The organism is Sporichthya polymorpha DSM 43042 (assembly GCF_000384115.1).
In the GTDB taxonomy this organism is placed as follows: Bacteria; Actinomycetota; Actinomycetes; order Sporichthyales; family Sporichthyaceae; genus Sporichthya; species Sporichthya polymorpha.
Window position 1 is genome coordinate 3406441 of sequence record NZ_KB913029.1, and the last position, 19786, is coordinate 3426226.

Here is a 19786-nt window from a genome sequence, read left to right on the forward strand (position 1 = left end):
GGTGACCCCCTTCGGTCATCCGTCTCTACGGAATGGGTGCCGTCCCAGGTTGCCTTACTCCGCGACTCGTTTCCGGATGGAGTCCTCGCGTCACTTCGCCATCGTGAACACGGGACCGCTGATCCCGGACTCGGCGGTCTTCTTGTTGCCCTGAAAGTACGCGGTGAACGACAGCTTGCCCTTCACCCGGTTGTTGAAGACCAGGGTCAGGTGTCCGCGGTGGTCGGTCCGCTGCTTCGTGTAGCCGTCGGTGCGCCACTTCCCCTTGTGCCACTTCCACAGGGTGACGAGGACGGTGGTCGCCTTCTGCGGTTCGAGGCGAATCTTCACGCGGACGTCGGAGTGCTGGGCGTACTTGTGGACCCCCTTCACGACCTTCTGCTTCCCCTTCATGGCGATCGAGACGCGGCTGGCCAGCTTGACGTCGACGGTCGCGGACATCCGCGGGAGCAGGTTGGTGTTGCCGAGGAAGTACGCCTGCACGGGGCCGGATGTGGCGCCGGAGATCGTCCGCCGCGCGACGCCGTTGACCACGGTCGCCTTGCCGAGCGATCGCTCGTTGCCGTACGCCTTCAGGATCAGTTCGACCACCCCGGACTTCACGCCCGGAACGGACACGGTCACGGTGGTCGGCCGGCCGTAGGTGGCCTGCGACGACAACGAGATCGCCGGCGCGGTCCCCGGCATGGTGGCGCTGCGGAAGAGCCGGACGTTCTCGTTCCTGAAGTCGACGGTGAGCGCGTAGACGCTGGACCCGTCGGGGGAGAACGCCACCGCTCCGGGCACAACGCGTCGGTCGTTCACGGTCTCGCTCCACCCGTTGTGGCCGTCCGCGCTGTACCGCTGCCAAAGCATGCCGCCGGTGCCGGCGTGGTACATCCGGACCGTCGTCTCGTAGGCCGCCCCGACGAAGAGCCGGCTGCCGTCCGGGGAGTAGACCGCGCCCACGGGCGCGTTGTCGGTGAGCTCATGCGCCGGCGCCAGGCTGGGGAGCGTCCGGACGTCGATGTGGCCCCCGCGCCGCACCGCGACGCGGCTCCCGTCGGGACTCGCCGTCAGGTCCGCGACCTCCCAGGGCGCGAACGTCGGCGAGTACGCCGCCGCCTTGGACACCGTGCCGTCCGCCGCCGTGGCGTAGCTCGTGACGGTCTCGACCTCGCGGTCCAGTCCGACGACGAGGTGCGTCGCCGTGCCGGACAGTTGCGGCACCGAGGGCAGGTCGGTCAGTGCCGGAACGGGCGCGGCTTCGCTCGCGAGGTCGATGCTGGCCACCTGATACCGACCGTCCCCGAAGAAGGAGTAGTACATCCGGCCGTTGCTGAACGCGGTCTCGTGAACCGCCGTGCCCAACTCGTAGCGCGCGGTCTCGGTGGCCGTGGCGACGTCGAGCACGCTGACGGCCCGATTCAGCGTCACGTAGACCTTGGTGCCGTCGGAGGACGGGGTCATCGACTGCGGCACGGACTGATCCGCGATGGTCGCGACCTGGGCGCCGTTGCGGTCGAGGACGAGCACCCGGCGACCCTCGCGGTCACCCACGAAGACGCGATCGCCCGCGGTGGCCAGCGTCGCGGGCGCCTTCACCGCGACCGGCGTCTCCTGGTGCGAAAAGTAGAACGTCGGTTGGGCGAGCTCGGCCGCGGCCGCCGGGACGGCAAGTCCGCCCGCCAGCACGGCGAGCGCCGCCACACCCGGAACAAGTACACGAAACCGCACGTCCCCGACCCCCTGTGACCGACATGTCCATCTTCGGGGGATCCCGTGCGCGCCCTGCTCCTCCGTTCGGTCGGATCCCCCTCCGCCGTCCGGCTCGGCATTGAACAAGGGGTGACGGCACCCCTTGTTCAACGGGGGGCGTCAGCCCTGGACCGCTTTGGCGACGGCGACGCAGCGGGTCAGCCACTCGTGGGCGTCGACGCCGCCGGCGCCTCCTTCCGTGAGGGCCCAGGCGGCGCTGTGGACGACGCGGACGATCACCCAGGCCCGGGCGCGGTTCTCGTCGAACCCGGCGACGTCGACGAGGGTGTCGAAGCGGCGGCGGACGGCGGCGCGGACCTGGCCCGCGACCTCGTCCCAGCGGTTCGTCAGCATCGGGGCGATCTCGTAGTGGGGGTCGCCGGAGAGCGGCTTGGGGTCGATGACCAGCCACGGGTCGCGGTCGGCGGCGAGGACGTTCTCGTAGTGCAGATCGGTGTGGATCAGCGTCCCGACGCTCGCGGGATCGGCGGCAAGATCGGTCCCGAGCGAGATCGCCTGCTCCACCAGCCGCGGCGGCAGGCCGCCCGGCAACGCCCGCAGCTGCTCGGTCCAGCGCAGCACTTGATCGGGGAGGGTCGCGAACTGCGGGGGAGCGGGGACGTGGATGCGTCCGTACAGCTCGCCGACGATCTCGCACGCCTCGAGCTCCCAACGCTCCGTCAGATCCTCCGGGCCGGCGCGCTCGAGCAGCAGCGCGAACCGGTGCGGGTCCGCACGGAGCAGTTCCACCGCCCCGGTCCCGCCCCAGTAGCGGAGAGCGAGGTGTTCGAGCGCGGCCTCCTCGTGCGGGTACCCGACCTTGAGCATGGCGGCGCGGCCGTCCTCGGTCCGGACCGGGACCACCAGCGACAGCCGTCCGGCGATCGGCGAGCCGTCGACCGCCAACGCCCACTCGCCGAGCAATTCCTCGACCCGTGTCGGCAGCACGGCGAGCCAGTCGTTCCAGGGGTCCGCGCCCCCGGCGGGGCGCAGCGCGTCGGGGATGTCGAGCGTCAACGCTGCAGGTACTGCTCGGCGAGCTTGCGCGGGGCGACGGCGAGCCACCCGTCCTCGACGACCTCGCGCAGGAGCTTGACCGGCGTCGACCTCAGGTGCACGAGCACCGCGGGGTAGTTGTCGAAGTGCGGGATCGTGAACAGCGGGCCCGGGTGCGCGGAGAGCAGCGCCTCCTTCTCGCCGACGTCCGCGGTCGTGACGGCGAGGATGTCGCCGTCCGGCGGAGTCTCGTCACCGAAGCGCTTGAGATCCGCCTTGCTGAACGGCCGCTCCCACGCGAAGGCCTTCTTGCCGACGTTCCAGGTCTGGTGCCCGAACCGCAGCCCCTCGGTCACCTCGGGCAGCCGGGCGATGACCTTCTCGACGTCACGGATGGTCGCCATGGACGGGACGTTATCCCGCGGGCCCGCCGGAATGTCTGGACGGACCCGGGTAGTTGCGTCGGTATGAAGTTGCACCAGATCGATGTCGAGCAGTCCACGCGCCATGTCCGGGTCGAGGTCGACGGCGTGGTCGTCGCGGAGTCCCGCCGGCCCCGGATCCTGTCCGAGACCGGCGCGCCGGCGCGGTACTACCTGCCGCGCGAGGACGTACGGATGGACCTGCTGACTCCCACCGACAGTTCGACGTACTGCCCGTTCAAGGGCGACGCGTCGTATTGGTCGCTACGGGTGGGGGAACAGACCTACCCGGACATCGTGTGGAGCTACGTAGACCCGAAGCCGGAGCGCGCGGACATTGCAGGCCTCGTGTGCTTCTACAACGAGAAGGTCGACCTCTACCTCGACGACGAGCGGCAGTAGCCCTCAGCCCGCGAGCACCGCCTCGATCTGCCCGACGGCGGAGGACATCCCTTCCTCCATGCCCATCTCCAGGCACCAGGTCATGTTCTCGGCGGTCTCGAAGGTGGTCGCGATCGTCATCACGGTCCCGCCGCCGGGGCGCGGGGCGAGGGTCATGCGCATCGTCATGACGGGCATCGAGCGGTCCGGGGAGAGGTCGTCGGTCGCGAAGCCGTTCTCCCACTCCAGCGAGTGCGGGGCGTCGACGGCGCGCACGATCCAGTACCCGCAGGACTTGTCGCCCTCCGGCCCGGTCATGAAGTACCGGACGGTCCCGCCGAGCGACAGGTCGTGGTCGACCACGGTCGCCGGATAGGTCGGCGGGCCCCACCACTGCTCCAGCTGGCGCGGGTCGGCGTACAGCTGCCACACCCGCGGGACGGGGGCGTCGAACTCGGCGGTCAGCGTCATCGTGCGGGTGGCAGCGTCCTTGGCCACGGAGGTGACGGTCATGTGAAGTCCTCGTCGTCGGGAGAGTTGTCGGGGGAAGGGTCGGCGGCCAGGAGGTCCGCCATCCGGGCGACGCGGTCGCGCCACACCAGTTCGAGTCGGTCCAGGGCGTCGCGGGCGGCGGCGAGGGCGTCGGGGTTGCCCGCCACCAGGTGCTCGCGGCCGCGTCGTTGTTTGGTCACCAGGCCCGCCCGCTCCAGCACGGCCACGTGCTTCTGCACGGCGGCGAAGCTCATCGGGTACTCGCGGGCCAGGGCGGAGACGGAGTGGGATCCGTCCAGGGTGCGGCGCACGATGTCGCGGCGCGTCGCGTCCGCCAGGGCGTGGAAGAGCAGATCCACGTCCGCCCGATCTACAACCATACGGTTGTATATAGACCAGGACCAGCGCCGACGCAAGAGCAGGGCCTTGGATAGCGTGCAGCCATGTACCCGGGAACCCATGCGAAGACGACGCCGGACAAGCCCGCCCTGATCGTGGCCGGCACCGGCAGGACCGTGACCTACCGCGAGCTCGACGAACGCTCGAACCGCCTCGCCCAGTGGTGGCACGCCGCCGGGCTGCGCACCGGCGACGGCGTCGCCATGCTGCTGCCGAACACCGCCGAGGTGCTGGAGATCTACTGGGCGGCGATGCGCTCGGGTCTCTACGTCACCGCGATCAACTTCAACCTCTCCGCGGACGAGGCGAGTTACATCGTCAACGACGCGAACGCCCGCTCGCTGGTCGTGCACTCCGACCTCGCCGACCTCGCGGCCGAGGTCGCGAAGCGGTGCCCCCAGCTCGACTTCAAGCTCGCCATCGGCGCGGTCGACGGCTACGACGACTACGAGACCGCGCTCGCCGGGAGCACCCCCGAGCGGCTCGAGCACGAGCCCCGCGGCGCCGACATGCTGTACAGCAGTGGCACCACCGGCCGCCCCAAGGGCGTCAAGCTGCCGATCCCCGGCACCCTCGCGGCCGACGACCCGGGCGTCATCACCCCGCTGCTCAAGATGCTGTGGGCGTTCGACGACTCGACCGTCTACCTCTCGCCCGCTCCGATGTACCACGCCGCGCCGCTGCGCTTCTGCGCCGGCGTCCAGTCCCTCGGCGGCACGGTCGTGATGATGGAGAAGTTCGACGCGCAGCGCTCCCTCGAGCTCATCGAGAAGCACCGCGTGACGCACAGTCAGTGGGTGCCGACCCACTTCGTCCGCATGCTCAAGCTCGACGAGTCGGTGCGGAGCGCCGCCGACGTCTCCAGCCTGAAGATCGCCATCCACGCGGCCGCGCCGTGCCCGGTCGAGGTCAAGCAGCAGATGATCGACTGGTGGGGCCCGGTCATCCACGAGTACTACGCCTCCACCGAGTCCAACGGCCTGACGTTCGTCACCCCGCAGGACTGGCTCGCCCACCCCGGCACCGTCGGCCGCGCGGCGCTCGGCGTCCTGCGGATCTGCCGCGAGGACGGGTCGCTCTGCGACGTCGGGGAACCCGGCGACGTCTACTTCGAGCGCGACGAGCTCCCGTTCGAGTACCACAACGACCCGGCGAAGACGAAGGGCGCGCAGCACCCGGAGCACCCGACGTGGACGACGGTCGGCGACATGGGTTACGTCGACGCCGAGGGCTTCCTCTACCTGACGGACCGTAAGGCCTTCATGATCATCAGTGGCGGGGTGAACATCTACCCGCAGGAGATCGAGGACGCGCTCGCGCTGCACCCGTCGGTCGACGACGTCGCGGTCATCGGCATCCCGGACCCGGAGATGGGCGAGCGGGTCAAGGCGTTCGTCCAGGCCGCTCCCGGCGCGACGCCCGGCCCGGAGCTGGAGGAGGAGCTGATGACCTTCCTCCGCGACAAGATCGCCGGCTTCAAGATCCCGCGCGTGTGGGAGTTCCGGGACACGCTGCCACGAACGGCCACGGGCAAGCTGCAGAAGGGCTTGCTGAAGGAGAAGACCGCGTGAGCCCGGCTCCTCTGGGCGTCGGCATCGTCGGTCTGTCCGCCGCTCGCGGTTGGGCCGGGACCGCGCACGTCCCGGCGATCCGCGCGATCCCCGGCCTCGAGCTGCGCGCGGCCAGCGCCAGCTCGGCGGCCAGCGGCAAGGCGGCGGCGGAAGCGCACGAGGTTCCGATCGCGTGCGCCGACGCCGCCGAGCTCGCCGCGCACCCGGACGTCGACCTCGTCGTCATCACCGTCAAGGTGCCGTACCACGCCGAGCTGGTCCGGCACGCGATCGCGCACGGCAAGAAGGTCCTGTGCGAGTGGCCGCTGGGCAACGGCACCGCGGAGGCCGAGGCACTCACCGCCGAAGCCGCCGAGCGGGGCGTCGACGCCTGGGTCGGGCTGCAGGCGCGGGCCACGCCGGCGATCCGGCACGCGGCCGACCTGATCGCCACCGGGGAGATCGGGGAGGTGCTCTCGTCGACGCTCGTGGGTGTCGGCGGGGAGTGGGGCGGCAGCGTCCGTCCCGGCGGCGAGTACCTGATCGACGCGGCGAACGGGGCCACCCTGCTCACCGTGCCGGTCGGGCACGCCGTCGACGCGCTTGCCTGGACGCTGGGTGAGTTCGCCGAGGTCGCCGCGACCGTGACGACCCGTCAGCCGACGGTGCACCACGTCGAGACCGGCGAGGCGATGACGATGACCGCCCCCGACCAGGTGGCGATCACCGGCACGCTGGCGAACGGCGCCGTCGTCAACGTCCACTTCCGTGGCGGGAGCACGCGCGACCAGAAGCTCCGTTGGATCATCAGCGGGACTCAGGGCGAGCTCGTGTTCGCCGGCGTCCACGGCCACCTGCAGTTCGGCATGGTCGAGTTGCTGAAGGCGACGGGTGACGACAAGGTCCTGAGCCCGGTCGAGATCCCCGGCGGCTACGAGCTCGTGCCGCACGGGCGGGGCGGCCCGGCGTACACGGTCGCGCAGGCCTACGCCGGCCTGCTCCGCGACCTGGACGACGGCGGCCACCGCACCCCGACCTTCGCCGACGCCCTGCGCCGGCACCGGATGCTCGACGCCGTCCAGGCGGCCGCCGACACCGGAACCCGGCAGCGCTGCGCGTCCTGACGGCGCCGCGCACGACACGCCGGACCCCGTTCGCCCGGACGGTGGAACTTGTTTCGGGGCAGCGCCGGACATTCGGGAGCAACGGGGTACGGCGCGGGTCCGCGCACCGCCAGGATTCCTCTCGCCGCGGGGGGTCGCGGTGCGAGGGGGATCCGGGCAGATGTGGCGTGCGCGCGTCGGGACGGCGGTACTGACCGGCCTGTTGCTGACCGGTCTCCCCGCGCCCGGGAACGCCGCGACCGGCGGGTGGGGGCCGGATCCCGGGGTGGCGGCGCCGGAGTCCCGGGCGAAGCAGCAGACGAAGCAGACACAGAAGCCGGGCGCGCGAGCGGAGGGGCCGGCGAAGCCAACCACCCCGAAGGCGACCCACCGCTACGGGGACCACGGGACGGCGTCGACCCTCGACGTGTACCTGCCGCCCGCCGAGGTGGGGCGGACCGGCGCGAAGCTGCCGACGGTCGTGCTGGTCCACGGCGGGGCGTGGACGCGGGGGAGTCGGGCGTCGATGGCCCCGATGGCCCGCGAGCTCGCGCGCCAGGGTTACGTCGCGGTGGCGGTGAACTACCGGCTCGCGACGCAGGCCCGCTGGCCGGCGCAGCGCGACGACGTCAGCGCGGCCGTGTCCTACCTGCGCCGGAACGCCGACCGCTTCAACATCGACCGTCGACGGATGGCGCTGCTCGGCTCGTCCGCGGGCGGGCACATCGCGGCCGCGGTCGCGACCGCGGGCGACGGCCGGGACCGCTTCCGGGGCGTGGTCGTCCTGTCCGGCCTGCTCAACCCGGTGACGGTGACCAAGCAGGCGCCGGACTTCGAGGACGCGGTCGTGCAGGACAAGCTGCTGCGCTGCGACCCGACCGAATGCCCGGACGTCTACCGCGACGCGACGCCGGCCGCGGCGCTGAACCGTCGCGACGTGCCGTCGCTGCTGTTCCACTCCGAGGGGGAGAACCCCTTCGACACCGCACAGGCGCGGGAGTTCGCGGCCCGGTCGCGCGGCGTCGGCGTCCCGTCGACGCTGAAGGTCCTCGCCGGCGACCAGCACGGGGCGGCGTACTGGCCGCGGATCAGCGAGTTCGCCCTGAGTTGGCTGGCGACCCGGCTGCGCTGAACGCGCGGGCGGGTGCGAAAGAGTTGGCGCCGTGGACTACACGCTGAACTGGGAAGAAGCCGCCGCCGTCGTCCTGACCGCGACCGGGATGTACGTCGCCGTGCTCGCGCTGATCCGGCTCGCCGGGCGGCGCCTGGTGGCCGCGGTGTCGGCCTATGACCTCGCGCTCGGGCTGTGCCTCGGCTCGATCATGGGCCGCGCCATCCTCGGGTACACGCCGTCGCTGCCGGCCGGTGTGCTGGGCCTCGCGACGCTGTTCGTCCTGCACACGGGAACGCGTCAGCTGCTCGGCAGTCCCCGCGTCGACCTCCTGCTCGGCGGGGGACCGGTGCTCGTGATGAAGGACGGCCAGGTCCTCTCGGACGCGCTCCGCAGCGCCCAGTTGTCCGAGGACGACCTGCGCGCGGCCCTGCGCCGCGCCGGGATCGGGTCCTACGCCGACGTGGGGGTGGCGATCGTCGAGCGGACCGGGACGATCAGCATCCTGCGCCCCGGCCAGGCCACCGCCGACGTCCTCACGGGTGTCGACGGGTGGCGCTGACGGCGCGTCAGGCGATGGTCACTGATAGGAGATCATGACCGGGACCGGCTCCCGGTCCAGCGTCTCGGTCGGGCTCATGAGCCGGGTGTCCTTCTTGTAGAAGTTCTTCCAGCCCATCCAGATCTCGTCCGGCACGGTGTTGGTGACGATGCGCCAGGTCCCTTCCTTGGCGATCGGCTCACCCTGGCCGTCCATGTGGATCAACAGCGCGAGCTCGTCCCGTGAGGTGTCCAGCGCCGCGCGGTTCGTGATCATCGTCAGGCTGAACTGGTGCAGGACGAGCAGCTTCTGCGGCAGGTTGTTCTCGGCCGTCAGGTCCGCGAGCCAGTCGATGACGCGGTTGATCTCCGAGGAGTCCACGCTGCCGATCTGGCGCAGGTGCACCTGGCCGGGCTTGAGCCGCCACTCGGGGTCGAGTGCCAGCCCGACGTGCGGGTGCTTGAGCAACTCGGCGTAGCGCTTGGCCTGCGTCAGGAAGTCCGTGCGGCCCGGCTGCAGGTCGAGGATGACGTACATGCCCGCCGCGTCGGCCTGCTCGATCCACGGCCGGATCTTGTCCAGGCCGGACTCGGCCGAGTAGTCGCCGTCGCTGCCGGGCACGCCCTGCGCGACGGTCGTGATGATCTCGAACGTCGGGATGACCGGCTGGTCGGAGACGCCGTCGTAGAGGTCGGCGATGCTCTTCGCGCGGGCGATGCTGGCCTCGATGCCCTGCGCGCCGAGGACACCGAGCTCCGGCGCGCCCGGGTAGCCGTACATCGCGATCAGCCGCCGACCGGGGAAGAACACCTGGCCGCCGCCGGGCAGCTCGACGCCGGTGCCGACGACCGCCATGCGGTCCGAGAGCCGGTCGGCCGACCCGATGTCCCCGACGCCGAGCACCTTCGTCGGCTTCGCCGAGAACAGCGCCTGGACGGCGCACTCGCCCGCGCGCGGGTCGCCGTCGGTGACGCCCACGACGTTCGCGCCGGCGACGGTCGCCGAGGTCTGCGCCGCCAGGGCACCGGCGCGCAGGTCCTCCTCGGCGGGAACGAGGACCGCGAGCCCGGACAGCCCGGCCGGGGCCGACGTCCGCGGCAGGTCGGCCGCGTTCTCGACGACCTTCACCCCCGGCAGCGCCTCCCGGACCTTCGTCGCCACCGCCGGGTCGGTCGCCAGCACCGCCTCCGGCGAGAGCCGCTGGATCTCCGCCGCGACCGTCGGGTCCAGCGGCACGTTCACCGGGACCGCGGGGGTCTCGGTCGGTGTCTCCGTCGCGGTCTCGGTCGGGGCCGCCGTGTCGGTCGGGGTCGCGGTCTCGGTCGGGGTCGCGGTCTCGGTCGGGGTCGCGGTCTCGGTCGGGGACGCGGTCGCGGTCTCGCTCGGGGCGGGGGTCGCGGTGCCCTCAGCGCCGGCGGTCTCCTCGAGCGCGTCGAGGCACGACGACGACCCCGCGGCCGCGACCGAGAACGCGGCCGGGGTCATCGACGGCGTCGCGGTGGCGACCGCGTCGTCGGTTTCGTCGGTCTCGTCGTTTTCGTCCGTCTCGTCGGACTCCGTCTCCGACTCCGTGGACGTCGCCGTCGGGGAGGCGGTCGCGGAGGGGCTGCCGGCGGCCGACGGGCTCGCGCTCGGGTCGGCGGTGGGGATCGCGGTCGCCGGCGGAGCGGCGCAGTCGGCGGTGTCGGTCTCGAGGGAGACGGCCGCGGTGGTCGCGGCGCTCGTCGGGGAGGCGGTCTCGCCGCCGGTCTCGCCGCCGGTCTCGCTGCCGCCGGTGAGGTCGGTGACCAGGACCGGGGCGTTCGCGTCGCGGCCGGCCTGGGTGGCGGCGGTGAGGCCGGGGCCCTCGGCCGGGGCGACGACCACGACCGGGGCGGAGGTGAACAGCGCGGAGCTGACCGCGACCGAGACCTCGGCCGGGCTCTCGGCGTCGATGACCGTGGTGCAGCCGTCGGGCAGCTGCACCGCGGCGGTCTTGCCCCCGCCGGGGGCCGGGGCGCCGGTCGCGCCGGGGGAGCCATCGTTGTCGTCGTCGCTGCTGCAGCCGGCCGCGAGGGCGACGAGGGCAAGCGCCGCGGTGGCCGCGGTCAGTCGAACCCGGCCCGGACCACGGCGCAACCGTGCAGACATGCGAACGCCCCCGCTTCCCCTCGGCCCGTCCGGGCCGAAAACCAAGATCACCAGTATTGGGGAGGCGGGGGCGCTGCGCGGGTATTTGCGTCGGCTGCCGTCAGATCGGCGACCGGATCAGAACCGGATCACACCGCGCAGGTTCTTGCCGGCGAGCATGTCCTCGTAGCCCTGGTTGATCTCGTCGAGGGTGTACTCGCGGGTGACGAGCTCGTCGAGCTTGAGCTGCCCGGCGCGGTACATCTCCAGGATGCGGGGGATGTCGTGCCGCGGGTTCGACGAGCCGAACAGCGAGCCGAGGATCTGCTTCTCGTAGAGCGTCAGCTCGAACAGGTTGGTCTTGATCTCCATCTGGTCGGGGTGACCGATGGCGGTGACGACGACCTTGCCGCGCTTGCCGACCAGGGAGAGCGCCGGCGCGATGTAGTCGCCCTCGGCGACGTCGGTCGTGATGACGCAGATGTCGGCGAGCTGGCCGCGGGTCAGCTCGGCGACGATCGTCCACGCCTCGTCGACGTCGGAGACCGCGTGCGTCGCGCCCAACTCCATGGCCTTCTCGCGCTTGAACTCGACCGGGTCGATGGCGACGATGTTCCGCGCCCCGCCGATCCGCGCGCCCTGCACGGCGTTGATGCCGATGCCGCCGATGCCCATGACGACGACCGTGTCACCCGGCTTCACCGCACCGGTGCGGACGACGCTGCCGAACCCGGTCGGGACGCCGCAGCCGACGAGCGCGGCCTTCTCCAGCGGGATGTCGTCGTCGATCTTCACGACCGACTGGTCCGGCACGACCGTGTGCTCGGTGAATGTGCCGAGCAGACACATCTGGCCGACGTCCTCGCCGCGCGCGTGGAACCGCCAGGTCCCGTCGAGCTGCGGGCCGAGGATGAGCGCCGCGCCGCTGTCGCAGAGGTTCGTCATGCCGCGGGCGCAGTAGGAGCACTTGCCGCAGGAGGGCAGGAAGCTCATGACGACGTGGTCCCCGACCTCGACGTCGGTGACGCCCTCGCCGACCTCGGTCACGATCCCGGCGCCCTCGTGCCCGCCGAGCACCGGCAGGGCGATCGGGATGTCGCCGGTGACGAGGTGCTCGTCGGAGTGGCACAGCCCGCTCGCGACCATCTTGACCTGCACCTCGTGCGCGTTCGGCGGATCCAGGTCGATCTCCTCGACCTCCCACTTGCCGCCGAGCTCCCAGAGCACTGCTGCTCGCGTCTTCATCCCGCTCCTCACTCACTCACCGGTGGTGTCGGATCCGATAACACCACCTCGGAGCCCTCCGCTCCAGGGCGGGGGACCCAACACCCCGCCCCTCGGTTGTGCCCCGACCTCACCAGCCACCCCGCGCACTTCACCAGGCGAGCCCCCGCTGCACCAGGCGGACCGGCCGGTGAGGAGAGGCCCCAGCCAGTGAAGCTGCGATAGGGAGATGGTCAGGCGGGTTCGGTCTGGCGGATCGTGACGACGCCGGTGGTGCCGTTGACGGTGAGGTGGGCGCCGTCGGGGATGTCGCGGGTCCCGGTGAGCGTGTTGATGACGCAGGGGACGCCGAGCTCGCGGGCGACGATCGCGCCGTGGCTCATCTGCCCGCCGGTGTCGATGACGAGGGCCTCGGCGACGAGGAACAGCGGTGTCCAGCTCGGGTCGGTGGTGCGGCAGACGAGGATGTCGCCGGGCTCGAGGTCGACGGCGGCGGGGTCGAGAGCGACGCGGGCGCGGCCGGTGACCTCCTCGTCGCCGAAGACGCCGATGCCGGTGATCTGCTCGACGCCGGCGACCGGGGCGTCCGACGCCTTCGGGGTGGCGACCTCGGCGGTCGGGTTACCCGTCCAGGCCTGGGGGACGTCGAGGGTCTGGTACTGCGCGTGGTTCGCCTTGCGCTCGGCGACGAGTTCCTGCTGCGGGGTGCTGACGCCCGCGATCAGTTCGGAGTAGGTCAGGAAGAAGACGTCGTCGCGCGCGTCGAGGAAGCCCTTCGCGACGAGGTCGTCGCCGAGCACGCGAGCCGCGCAGCGCGCCCCGTCGATCGCGTGGAGGAAGCCGGCCTTGCCGACCTCGCGCATCGGGATCAACGAGCGTCCGAGCTTGAGCAGCAGCTTCGCCTTGGAGCGCTTGCCCCGACCGAGGGCGGCGAGCAGGTCGGCCTCCGTGGCCTCGCGGCGCGTGATCTGCGCCGCCTCCTTCGCCTTGGGGTGCGCGACGGACGCACTGCGGTACTGGTCGATCATCCGCTGAACCGGCTTGGGGTCCTCGCGCCAGATCGTGCTCGCGAGGTTGCCCTCGTCGGGCCCGTGGTAGCCGTGGCGGGCGAGGAAGTCGTCGAGCGAGAGCTGGTTCTGCGCGACCTCCCACAGGTCGCCCATCAGCTCGGTCTCTTCCATGGAGCCGTAGCCGGTCATCAGGTCGGCGGCGCGGTCGCGGCTGCCCCACGCCGACTGCGCGAGGGCCTCGATCTGCTCGGCGATGCCCTGGCCGATCAGGGTCATCGACGCGTGCCGCTCACCGACGCGGATGAACTCCTCCGCCGAGCGCTTCAGCAGCGCGATCGCGGACGCCTGGTCCTTGGGCGGGGACACGATCACCGACTGGTGCCACCACTGCCGCTGGTCGGCGAGGATCGGGCGCAAGGTCTTCGCGGCCCACCGGGCGCACAGCGGCAACTTCACCGCGACGATCGGGTACCGCCGCTTGCCCGCGGAGTCCTTCTTCCGGGCGCCCTCGGGACGGCGCTCGCCGAACATCTGCTCGACGACGGCGTCACCGGAGGTGCCCGGCATCGCCTCGCCGATCAGCCACATCGTCCGCACGTTGCCGGCCGGGCGGCCGAAGAACGCGGCGGCGAACTTCTCGTCGACCGACGTGGGCATCTTGAGCTGGCTCCGGGGAAACACGCCCATGCGCCCGAAGGCGCGGCGCACGGAGATCTCCATGACGTAGTCCCAGTACGTCCACCCGAGCGGGGTCTGCACGCCCTGGATCGCCTCGGCGAAGTTCGCCCGTGACCAGCGGGTCGTGGGGGAGGAGGTGGCGTGGACCGGGTTGTCGGACGCGGAACTCATGTGCGGGTGCTCCATCCGTTGTGCAGGGCGGCGCGCACGGCGAGACCGATGTCCCGGGTGCCGGCGCGCGGGTTGGTGGACAGCTCGAAGTCGCAGTAGCCGGTGCGGCCGTCGTCGAGGATCACCTCGCACAGGGAGTCGACCCAGACCACCCCGTGGTTGCCGGTGACCACGCCGTCGACGACCGTGCACCGCGCCGACAGTGACGACCCGTCAGCCAGCGTCCAGTACACCTCGCCGCCGCGGTGGGTGAGGGCGTCGACCTCCATGTAGGCGAGGACGTCGACGTTCGTCGCGAGCACCAGTTCACCGTCGCGGACGACGTACCCGATCTGGACGACGCTGTTGTCGGCCGCGTGCCAGGCCATCGAGCCGAACGAGAGCTCGGGGCCGATCGTCCCCGAGACCCAGCGGTGGGACAACAGCTGGTCCCAGCGGCGCGGACCCCACGAGTGGTCGCGGTGGCAGAGGCCGTCGATCTCGTAGCTGCGGCCCTGCAGCACCGCCGTCCCGCGCACCCGGCCGGAGGTCTCGTAGTGGTGCTTGGCGAAGTCCTCGACCATCGACCCACCGGAGGGGAAGAAGTCGGTGAGGTCGTAGAAGTTCTCCATCACGAGGTCGAGCGCGAGCCCGTCCTCCTTCACGCGCAGGCGCGGCCGGCCGTCCTCGACGTCCCACGTACTGCCGCCGGCGCGGAAGCCGCGTGGCGTGTCGGGGGCGAGCAGGGGGACGCGCTCGACGCGGCGGTACCGCGCCTCGCGGTCGAAGACGAAGCAGCACAGCGCGGAGGTGTCCTGGGGGACCTCCTGCCCGATCCGGTGCACGCCGCCCACACCGGCCGCCGGGTCGAACCAGTGCAGGAAGACGCTCTCCTGCCACCAGGGATCGGAGCCGGGCGTGTGGTTGCCCTCGTCCTCAGACGTGTACCGCAACCCGCCGCCCATCGGCCGGCACCTCCTCGCCGCGGTCGGTGTCGATGGCGCGGACCGTGGCCCACCACATGACGAACATCCAGACGAAGAAGTCGACGGCCACGACCCAGAACCCGACGATGCCGTTCCACGCGAACGGACCGTCCTTGAAGAACGGCGTCAGCACCCCGAGCGTCAGTCCGAGCGCGCAGTACAGGTTCAGGTAGCCGATCCAGCGTGGGTACACCGCGCCGTCCCCGGAGAGCACCACGGTTGCGATCGCCATGTTCTGGAACACCGCCGGCGCGACCGCGCCGAGGATGAAGAACCACGCCATCGCGTTCATCGTCGACACGACGTCGTCGCTGCTGCCGTCGTAGAAGGAGATCGCGAGCCAGATGGCCGCGGCGATCTGGATGCCGAGGACACCGACGGCGCCGCTGAGCAGCTGAGCCCAGGTCATGACCGGCCGGGCGGTGCCCTCGATCCGGCGCAGCTGGCCGGCGATCGCGACGGTCGGGAAGACGAACACCGCCCCGCCGAAGAAGAACATCGCCGCCGCGATCCGGACGTTGTCCTGGTCGCGGAAGTTGTTCGCCAGCTCCTCGAACGACCCGTCGGGGGAGAACGGCGGGACCCACCCCGCCACCGCGAACGCGCCGCCCACGAGGACGAAGAACAGCCCGGTCAGATGGATGCACAGCTTCTGCGCGAACACATTCGGCCCCATAGCCATGCCCAACCTCCGTGGGATGACGTCCCGCAGGGGGTCCGTGTCAGCCCCCGGGCGGGCTGACAAGCGCCCGCAGGGGACGTCATCCCGCGGGCGTTTCTGTAACGGACTTTCAGTATTGAACATCCGCTACAGATAGTCCAGACCCGGTGTCCGACAGACGGGGGCGAGCTACGGCGCGAGGGCCTGGGCGAGGACCTCCTCGGCGGCGGCGCGGGAGCCGGCGAGGTGGAGCCGGGGGTCGTCGAGGACGGTCCGGCCCCAGATCAGGAGGAGCAGCGCCTCCGCGGGACCGGCGACGTCGGCGTCGATCTCGGCCGGCGGGCCGGACGCCGTGCCGTCCCCGGCGAACACGACGGGCGCGCCCTCGTCCGGGATCAGGCGCAGAGTTCGGGCCAGCGGCGGGATCCGGCCGAGGGAGACCTGGCGCGGGAAGAACATCTCGGCGACCTCGTGGACGCCGGCGACGGCGAGCGCGGGATCGAGCGGGCCAGGCGTGCCCTGGGAGGCCTCGGCGTCCCAACGGTGCACCGCGGTCTCGAGAGCCTGACGCCGCAGCCAGAACGCGACGCTCTTGTCCCGGCCGAACGACCAGCACGGGGTCTGCGGGTCGGCGGCCGCGAGGGTCTCGTGGAGGGCGTCCGCGCCTTCGCGGAACCAGGCGACGATCGCGTCCCGGTCCGGGGGCAGGTCGGGCTCCTCGATCGGCCCGGGTCCGGTGACGATGGCGCCGCGGGCCCAGCGGTGGATCCCGCCGAGGTGCGCGGTCAGTGCGGTGAGGTTCCAGTCGGGGCAGGCCGGGACGGGGGCGTCGAGGTCGCCGGTCTCCAGGACGCGCGCGAATGCCTCGGCCTCCGCGCGGAAGAACGGAACGAACTGCTCAGGCGTCATGCCGTCAACGTAGGGCTGTGTCATGGTGAGAGCGATGGAACCGCCCGCCGACCGCCGTGTCGAGAGGTCCGGCCCGGAACGTGTCCTGACGCCTGCCCTGGTCGCGGCCTGCCTGGGCTACTTCATGGTCATCCTCGACACGACGATCGTGAACGTCGCGCTGCCGCCGATCCGCGACGACCTCGACACCGACCTCGCCGGCCTGCAGTGGGTGGTCGACAGTTATCTCGTCGTCCTCGCGGCGGGGATCCTCACCGGGGGCGCGCTCTGCGACCGGTACACCGCGCGGACGGTGTTCCGCGTCGGCATCGCGCTGTTCACCCTCGCCTCGCTCGCCTGCGGGCTCGCACCGACGACGGGGACGCTGATCGGCGCCCGGGCGCTGCAGGGTGCGGCGTCGGCGTTGTGCGTGCCGTCCTCGCTCGCCCTGGTCCGCGCCGGGTACGCCGACCCCGGCCTGCGCCGGCGGGCGATCGGGCTGTGGGCGTTGATCGCCGCCTTCGGCGCGGCCGCCGGCCCCGTCGTCGGCGGCCTCGGCGTCGAGGTGTGGTCGTGGCGGTCGGTGTTCCTGGCCAATGTGCCGTTCGGACTGCTCGTGCTCGCGCTGACCGCCCGTCACGTCCCGCGCGGGCAGGGCATCCCGCGGGCGCTGGACCTGACCGGGCAACTGCTCGCCGTCGTCACCCTGGGCGCCCTGGCCGTCGCGCTGATCGAGGGTGCGCACGCGGGGATCGAGCCGGTCGTCGTCGCGGCCGCCGCCGTGTTCGTCGTGGGCGCGCTGGCGTTCCTCGCGGTGGAGACCCGGGTCCCCGAGCCGATGCTGCCGCTGCACCTGTTCCGCGAACCGGCGGTCGCGGGTGGCGCGGTCATCGGCGTCCTCATCAACTTCGGGTTCTACGGCCCGCTGTTCGTCCTGACGCTGTACTTCCAGAACGAGCGGGGGATGTCTCCGTTGGAGGCGGGCTTCGCGCTGCTGCCCCAGGTCGCGGGGATCATCCCCGGCGCGGCGACGTCCGCCCGTTGGAGCGCCCGCGCCGGCGGCCCGACGGGCACCGCGTGCCTCGGCATGTTCCTCACCGGGACCGGCATCGCCGCGACGATGCTCGCCGGCGACGTCCCCTACGCCGTGCTGGTCCTGACGTTGACGGTCACCGGCATCGGCATGGGCCTGACGATGCCCGCCGTCACCGCGGCCCTGACCGACGCCGTGCCGGTGCACCACGCGGGTCTCGCGGCCGGCGTCATCAACGCCTCGCGGCAGACCGGCAGCGTCGTCGGCATCGCGGTGCTCGGCGGGCTCGTCGGCGCCGGCGACGAGGCCGTCCTGCAGCTGCGGTACGCGCTCGGCGTCGCGGGGCTCGCGTTCTTCGTCGCGGTGATCCTGGCCGCCACGTGTCTGCACCGGTCCGCCAAACTGGAGGCATGGTCTCCCGCCCCGCCCCCACCACCCGCGCCCTCGGTCCCGATTTCGAGGCCCCCGTCGACGACCGGTTCTTCGAGGACTATCCCGTCGGAGTCGCCTTCACCTACGGCTCCCTCGGGCTGACCGAGGACGAGATCGTCGAGTACGCGATGCGCTTCGACCCGCAGGCGATCCACATCGACCCGGACTACGCGAAGCGCGGCCCGTTCGGCGGCATCATCGCGAGCGGATGGCACACGTCCGGCCTGTGCATGCGGATGTTCGCCGACCACTACCTGACGCACAACGCGAGCCTGGCGTCGCCGGGTGTCGACGAGATCCGCTGGCCCGCGCCCGTCCGCCCCGGCGACGAGCTCCGCCTGCGCGTGACGACGACCGAGGCCCGTCCGTCCCGCTCCAAGCCCGACCGCGGCCTGATCTTCAGCTTCGGCGAGCTGCTCAATCAGGACGACGTCGTCGTCATGTCGATGAAGGCGATGAACATGGTCGCCCGCCGCCCCGCCTGACCGATCGGTTGTGAAAAAAGGGTGACACCCCTTACTGCGCAGTAAGGGGTGTCGCCCCTTTTTTCGCAAGGGGGTCAGCGGCGTTTGCGGCCGAGGATCGCGGCGGCCTCGGTGGCCATGTCGCGGACGATCTTCCCGGCGGGTTCGACGGAGTCGATGATCTCGCTCGACTCCGAGCCGGCGAGCAGGCACATCTCGTCGAAGTCGCCCTCGGACAGGCGCGTCGGGATGATGACGCTGAACTTCGGCATCGCGTAGGGGATGCCGCCCGGGACGGTCCACGGCATCAGGCGCGCCGTGCCGACGAACGGGGCCGGCGGCGGGGGCACCGGGATCTGATCCTCCTTGCCCTTCCACTCCGTCAGGACGCGGTTGACGATCGAGCGCGTGTAGGCGTGGGGGAACTCGGGGCCGAAGATCGCGGTCGGGGTCGTCTCGCTCCAGCCGTCCTTCACCGCGATGACGCGGCGCATGTATTCGGGGTGGGCGAAGGATTCCTTGCTGACGGCGAAGCGGGTCCCGACCCAGCCGCCGTCGGCGCCCTCGGACAGCGCGTTCGCGAGCGTCCGCCCGTCCGCGATGCCACCGGAGCCGAGGACGAGGACGTCCTTCGGCACCGCCTTGCGCACCATCGGGACGAGCTCGGAACGGTGCAGCGGGTCGCCGTCCTGGAAGCCGCGCACGTGCCCGCCGCCCTGCTTGCCCTGGGCGATGAGAACCTCGGCGCCGTACTCCACGGCCTCGAGCGCACCCGCGACGCTACCGACCTGCGCCCACTGCGGGATGCCGGCGGCCTTGAGCTTCTGGACCCACCGCGCCTCGGGCTTGGTCCAGTACCAGACGACGAAGTCGACCTTCTCCTCGATGACGACGTCGATGTGCAGGTCGTTGACCGACCATGTCGCGTTCCGCGCCATGTGCTCGTCGTCGGCCTCGTAGCCGGGGGAGTACAGCGTGGTGTTCGCGAGCGGGAAGTAGACGAAGTCGACGCCGAACGGGCCCTTGGTCAGCGCGCGAGTCTCCTGGATCTGCTTGCGCATCCCCTCCGCCGTCTCGGGCATCGGCCCGAGGCAGCCGAGTCCGCCCGCGTTGGTGACGGCGGCCGCCAGTTCGGGCGTCGCGTAGAACGCCATCCCGGCGTTCACGATCGGGTACGTAATGCCGTACTGCTGCGTGAGCCGGGTCCGCAAGGACGCGGGGCGCCGGGCCGACCCCGTCGTGGGCGCGGCCGCGGCGGCACCCGGCCCCAGCAGCCCGGCCCCGGTGCCCAGGCCGGCGCCGCCGATCAATGACAGGAGTCGACGTCGTCCGATCTCACCCATGGCGCCTCCCGCCGGGCAGACGTGACACACCAAACCGCGTAGTTGGTGCGATCTGCGTATCGAATCCGCGGGCGGC

The 19786-nt window shown here is 71.5% G+C and carries 18 protein-coding genes and 1 pseudogene; 7 read left to right on the forward strand and 12 right to left on the reverse strand.

Going from position 1 to position 19786, the window contains the following annotated elements:
- Positions 1-90: 90 nt before the first annotated feature.
- From SPOPO_RS0116605 to SPOPO_RS0116615, 3 genes are all read right to left on the reverse strand, one after another.
- The gene (locus SPOPO_RS0116605) at positions 91-1689 is read right to left on the reverse strand and encodes a YncE family protein (RefSeq protein ID WP_020629233.1); all 1599 of its coding nucleotides are present in this window, start codon (positions 1687-1689) and stop codon (positions 91-93) included.
- 168 nt (positions 1690-1857) lie between these two features.
- A complete protein-coding gene (locus SPOPO_RS0116610; protein WP_019876058.1) occupies positions 1858-2754 on the reverse strand; it encodes an aminoglycoside phosphotransferase family protein in 897 nt (298 codons plus the stop codon).
- Positions 2751-3137: an MmcQ/YjbR family DNA-binding protein gene (locus SPOPO_RS0116615; RefSeq protein ID WP_019876060.1), complete on the reverse strand. Its 387-nt coding sequence runs from the start codon at positions 3135-3137 to the stop codon at positions 2751-2753. The genes SPOPO_RS0116610 and SPOPO_RS0116615 overlap by 4 nt, the downstream gene beginning before the upstream one ends.
- Positions 3138-3200: 63 nt before the next feature.
- On the opposite strand from SPOPO_RS0116615, the gene SPOPO_RS0116620 reads away from it, so the two are divergent.
- Complete coding sequence (locus tag SPOPO_RS0116620; protein WP_019876062.1) at positions 3201-3557, forward strand: DUF427 domain-containing protein; 357 nt, start codon at positions 3201-3203, stop codon at positions 3555-3557.
- 3 nt (positions 3558-3560) lie between these two features.
- Here the strand turns inward: SPOPO_RS0116620 and SPOPO_RS0116625 are convergent, their stop codons facing one another.
- Together SPOPO_RS0116625 and SPOPO_RS0116630 are read right to left on the reverse strand one after the other, a co-directional pair.
- A complete protein-coding gene (locus SPOPO_RS0116625) occupies positions 3561-4049 on the reverse strand; it encodes an SRPBCC family protein (RefSeq protein ID WP_019876063.1) in 489 nt (162 codons plus the stop codon).
- Positions 4046-4408, reverse strand: coding sequence for a metalloregulator ArsR/SmtB family transcription factor (locus SPOPO_RS0116630; RefSeq protein WP_028984846.1), 363 nt, complete (start codon positions 4406-4408; stop codon positions 4046-4048). The genes SPOPO_RS0116625 and SPOPO_RS0116630 overlap by 4 nt, the downstream gene beginning before the upstream one ends.
- A 63-nt stretch (positions 4409-4471) precedes the next feature.
- On the opposite strand from SPOPO_RS0116630, the gene SPOPO_RS0116635 reads away from it, so the two are divergent.
- The 4 genes from SPOPO_RS0116635 to SPOPO_RS30080 all read left to right on the forward strand — a co-directional run bounded on the left by SPOPO_RS0116635 (position 4472) and on the right by SPOPO_RS30080 (position 8753).
- Positions 4472-5998: an acyl-CoA synthetase gene (locus SPOPO_RS0116635; protein ID WP_019876065.1), complete on the forward strand. Its 1527-nt coding sequence runs from the start codon at positions 4472-4474 to the stop codon at positions 5996-5998.
- Positions 5995-7101: a Gfo/Idh/MocA family protein gene (locus SPOPO_RS0116640; RefSeq protein ID WP_019876066.1), complete on the forward strand. Its 1107-nt coding sequence runs from the start codon at positions 5995-5997 to the stop codon at positions 7099-7101. The genes SPOPO_RS0116635 and SPOPO_RS0116640 overlap by 4 nt, the downstream gene beginning before the upstream one ends.
- 160 nt (positions 7102-7261) lie before the next feature.
- Entirely contained in the window at positions 7262-8212 is a 951-nt protein-coding gene (locus SPOPO_RS32985; RefSeq protein WP_019876067.1) for an alpha/beta hydrolase, read from the forward strand.
- A gap of 31 nt (positions 8213-8243) precedes the next feature.
- Positions 8244-8753 (forward strand): DUF421 domain-containing protein, encoded by a 510-nt coding sequence (locus SPOPO_RS30080; RefSeq protein WP_019876069.1) that lies wholly within the window; start codon positions 8244-8246, stop codon positions 8751-8753.
- Positions 8754-8771: 18 nt separating this feature from the next.
- On the opposite strand, the gene SPOPO_RS32990 is transcribed toward SPOPO_RS30080, so the two are convergent.
- The 6 genes from SPOPO_RS32990 to SPOPO_RS0116680 form a co-directional block, all read right to left on the reverse strand.
- The gene (locus SPOPO_RS32990) at positions 8772-10862 is read right to left on the reverse strand and encodes a hypothetical protein (RefSeq protein ID WP_156869956.1); all 2091 of its coding nucleotides are present in this window, start codon (positions 10860-10862) and stop codon (positions 8772-8774) included.
- A gap of 117 nt (positions 10863-10979) precedes the next feature.
- Entirely contained in the window at positions 10980-12086 is a 1107-nt protein-coding gene (locus SPOPO_RS0116660) for an NDMA-dependent alcohol dehydrogenase (RefSeq protein ID WP_028984847.1), read from the reverse strand.
- A gap of 212 nt (positions 12087-12298) precedes the next feature.
- Positions 12299-13924 (reverse strand): PEP-utilizing enzyme, encoded by a 1626-nt coding sequence (locus tag SPOPO_RS30090; RefSeq protein ID WP_019876073.1) that lies wholly within the window; start codon positions 13922-13924, stop codon positions 12299-12301.
- The gene (locus SPOPO_RS0116670; RefSeq protein ID WP_019876074.1) at positions 13921-14868 is read right to left on the reverse strand and encodes a DUF7065 domain-containing protein; all 948 of its coding nucleotides are present in this window, start codon (positions 14866-14868) and stop codon (positions 13921-13923) included. The genes SPOPO_RS30090 and SPOPO_RS0116670 overlap by 4 nt, the downstream gene beginning before the upstream one ends.
- On the reverse strand, positions 14840-15571 hold the full coding sequence (locus tag SPOPO_RS0116675) for a hypothetical protein (RefSeq protein WP_156869958.1): 732 nt from the start codon (positions 15569-15571) through the stop codon (positions 14840-14842). Before SPOPO_RS0116675 ends, SPOPO_RS0116670 begins: the two co-directional genes overlap by 29 nt.
- A gap of 168 nt (positions 15572-15739) precedes the next feature.
- On the reverse strand, positions 15740-16459 hold the full coding sequence (locus tag SPOPO_RS0116680) for a maleylpyruvate isomerase family mycothiol-dependent enzyme (protein ID WP_019876076.1): 720 nt from the start codon (positions 16457-16459) through the stop codon (positions 15740-15742).
- A gap of 34 nt (positions 16460-16493) precedes the next feature.
- On the opposite strand from SPOPO_RS0116680, the pseudogene SPOPO_RS35690 reads away from it, so the two are divergent.
- Both SPOPO_RS35690 and SPOPO_RS0116690 read left to right on the forward strand, forming a co-directional pair.
- Positions 16494-17864: pseudogene (locus tag SPOPO_RS35690) on the forward strand (MFS transporter); the annotation flags it as partial.
- A 17-nt stretch (positions 17865-17881) separates the two neighbouring features.
- A complete protein-coding gene (locus SPOPO_RS0116690; protein WP_019876078.1) occupies positions 17882-18388 on the forward strand; it encodes a MaoC/PaaZ C-terminal domain-containing protein in 507 nt (168 codons plus the stop codon).
- Between the two features lie 74 nt (positions 18389-18462).
- On the opposite strand, the gene SPOPO_RS30100 is transcribed toward SPOPO_RS0116690, so the two are convergent.
- Entirely contained in the window at positions 18463-19710 is a 1248-nt protein-coding gene (locus tag SPOPO_RS30100) for an NAD(P)H-dependent flavin oxidoreductase (protein WP_084671200.1), read from the reverse strand.
- Between the last annotated feature and the right edge of the window lie 76 nt (positions 19711-19786).

Bases quoted from the DNA above. Each gene is read 5' to 3' on its own strand.
- SPOPO_RS0116615 (WP_019876060.1), bottom strand. From the start codon at position 3,137: ATGGCGACCATCCGTGACGTCGAGAAGGTCATCGCCCGGCTGCCCGAG.
- SPOPO_RS0116620 (WP_019876062.1), top strand. From the start codon at position 3,201: ATGAAGTTGCACCAGATCGATGTCGAGCAGTCCACGCGCCATGTCCGG.
- SPOPO_RS0116625 (WP_019876063.1), bottom strand. From the start codon at position 4,049: ATGACCGTCACCTCCGTGGCCAAGGACGCTGCCACCCGCACGATGACG.
- SPOPO_RS0116630 (WP_028984846.1), bottom strand. From the start codon at position 4,408: ATGGTTGTAGATCGGGCGGACGTGGATCTGCTCTTCCACGCCCTGGCG.
- SPOPO_RS0116635 (WP_019876065.1), top strand. From the start codon at position 4,472: ATGTACCCGGGAACCCATGCGAAGACGACGCCGGACAAGCCCGCCCTG.
- SPOPO_RS32985 (WP_019876067.1), top strand. From the start codon at position 7,262: ATGTGGCGTGCGCGCGTCGGGACGGCGGTACTGACCGGCCTGTTGCTG.
- SPOPO_RS32990 (WP_156869956.1), bottom strand. From the start codon at position 10,862: ATGTCTGCACGGTTGCGCCGTGGTCCGGGCCGGGTTCGACTGACCGCG.
- SPOPO_RS0116660 (WP_028984847.1), bottom strand. From the start codon at position 12,086: ATGAAGACGCGAGCAGCAGTGCTCTGGGAGCTCGGCGGCAAGTGGGAG.
- SPOPO_RS30090 (WP_019876073.1), bottom strand. From the start codon at position 13,924: ATGAGTTCCGCGTCCGACAACCCGGTCCACGCCACCTCCTCCCCCACG.
- SPOPO_RS0116670 (WP_019876074.1), bottom strand. From the start codon at position 14,868: ATGGGCGGCGGGTTGCGGTACACGTCTGAGGACGAGGGCAACCACACG.
- SPOPO_RS0116675 (WP_156869958.1), bottom strand. From the start codon at position 15,571: ATGGCTATGGGGCCGAATGTGTTCGCGCAGAAGCTGTGCATCCATCTG.
- SPOPO_RS0116680 (WP_019876076.1), bottom strand. From the start codon at position 16,459: ATGACGCCTGAGCAGTTCGTTCCGTTCTTCCGCGCGGAGGCCGAGGCA.
- SPOPO_RS0116690 (WP_019876078.1), top strand. From the start codon at position 17,882: ATGGTCTCCCGCCCCGCCCCCACCACCCGCGCCCTCGGTCCCGATTTC.
- SPOPO_RS30100 (WP_084671200.1), bottom strand. From the start codon at position 19,710: ATGGGTGAGATCGGACGACGTCGACTCCTGTCATTGATCGGCGGCGCC.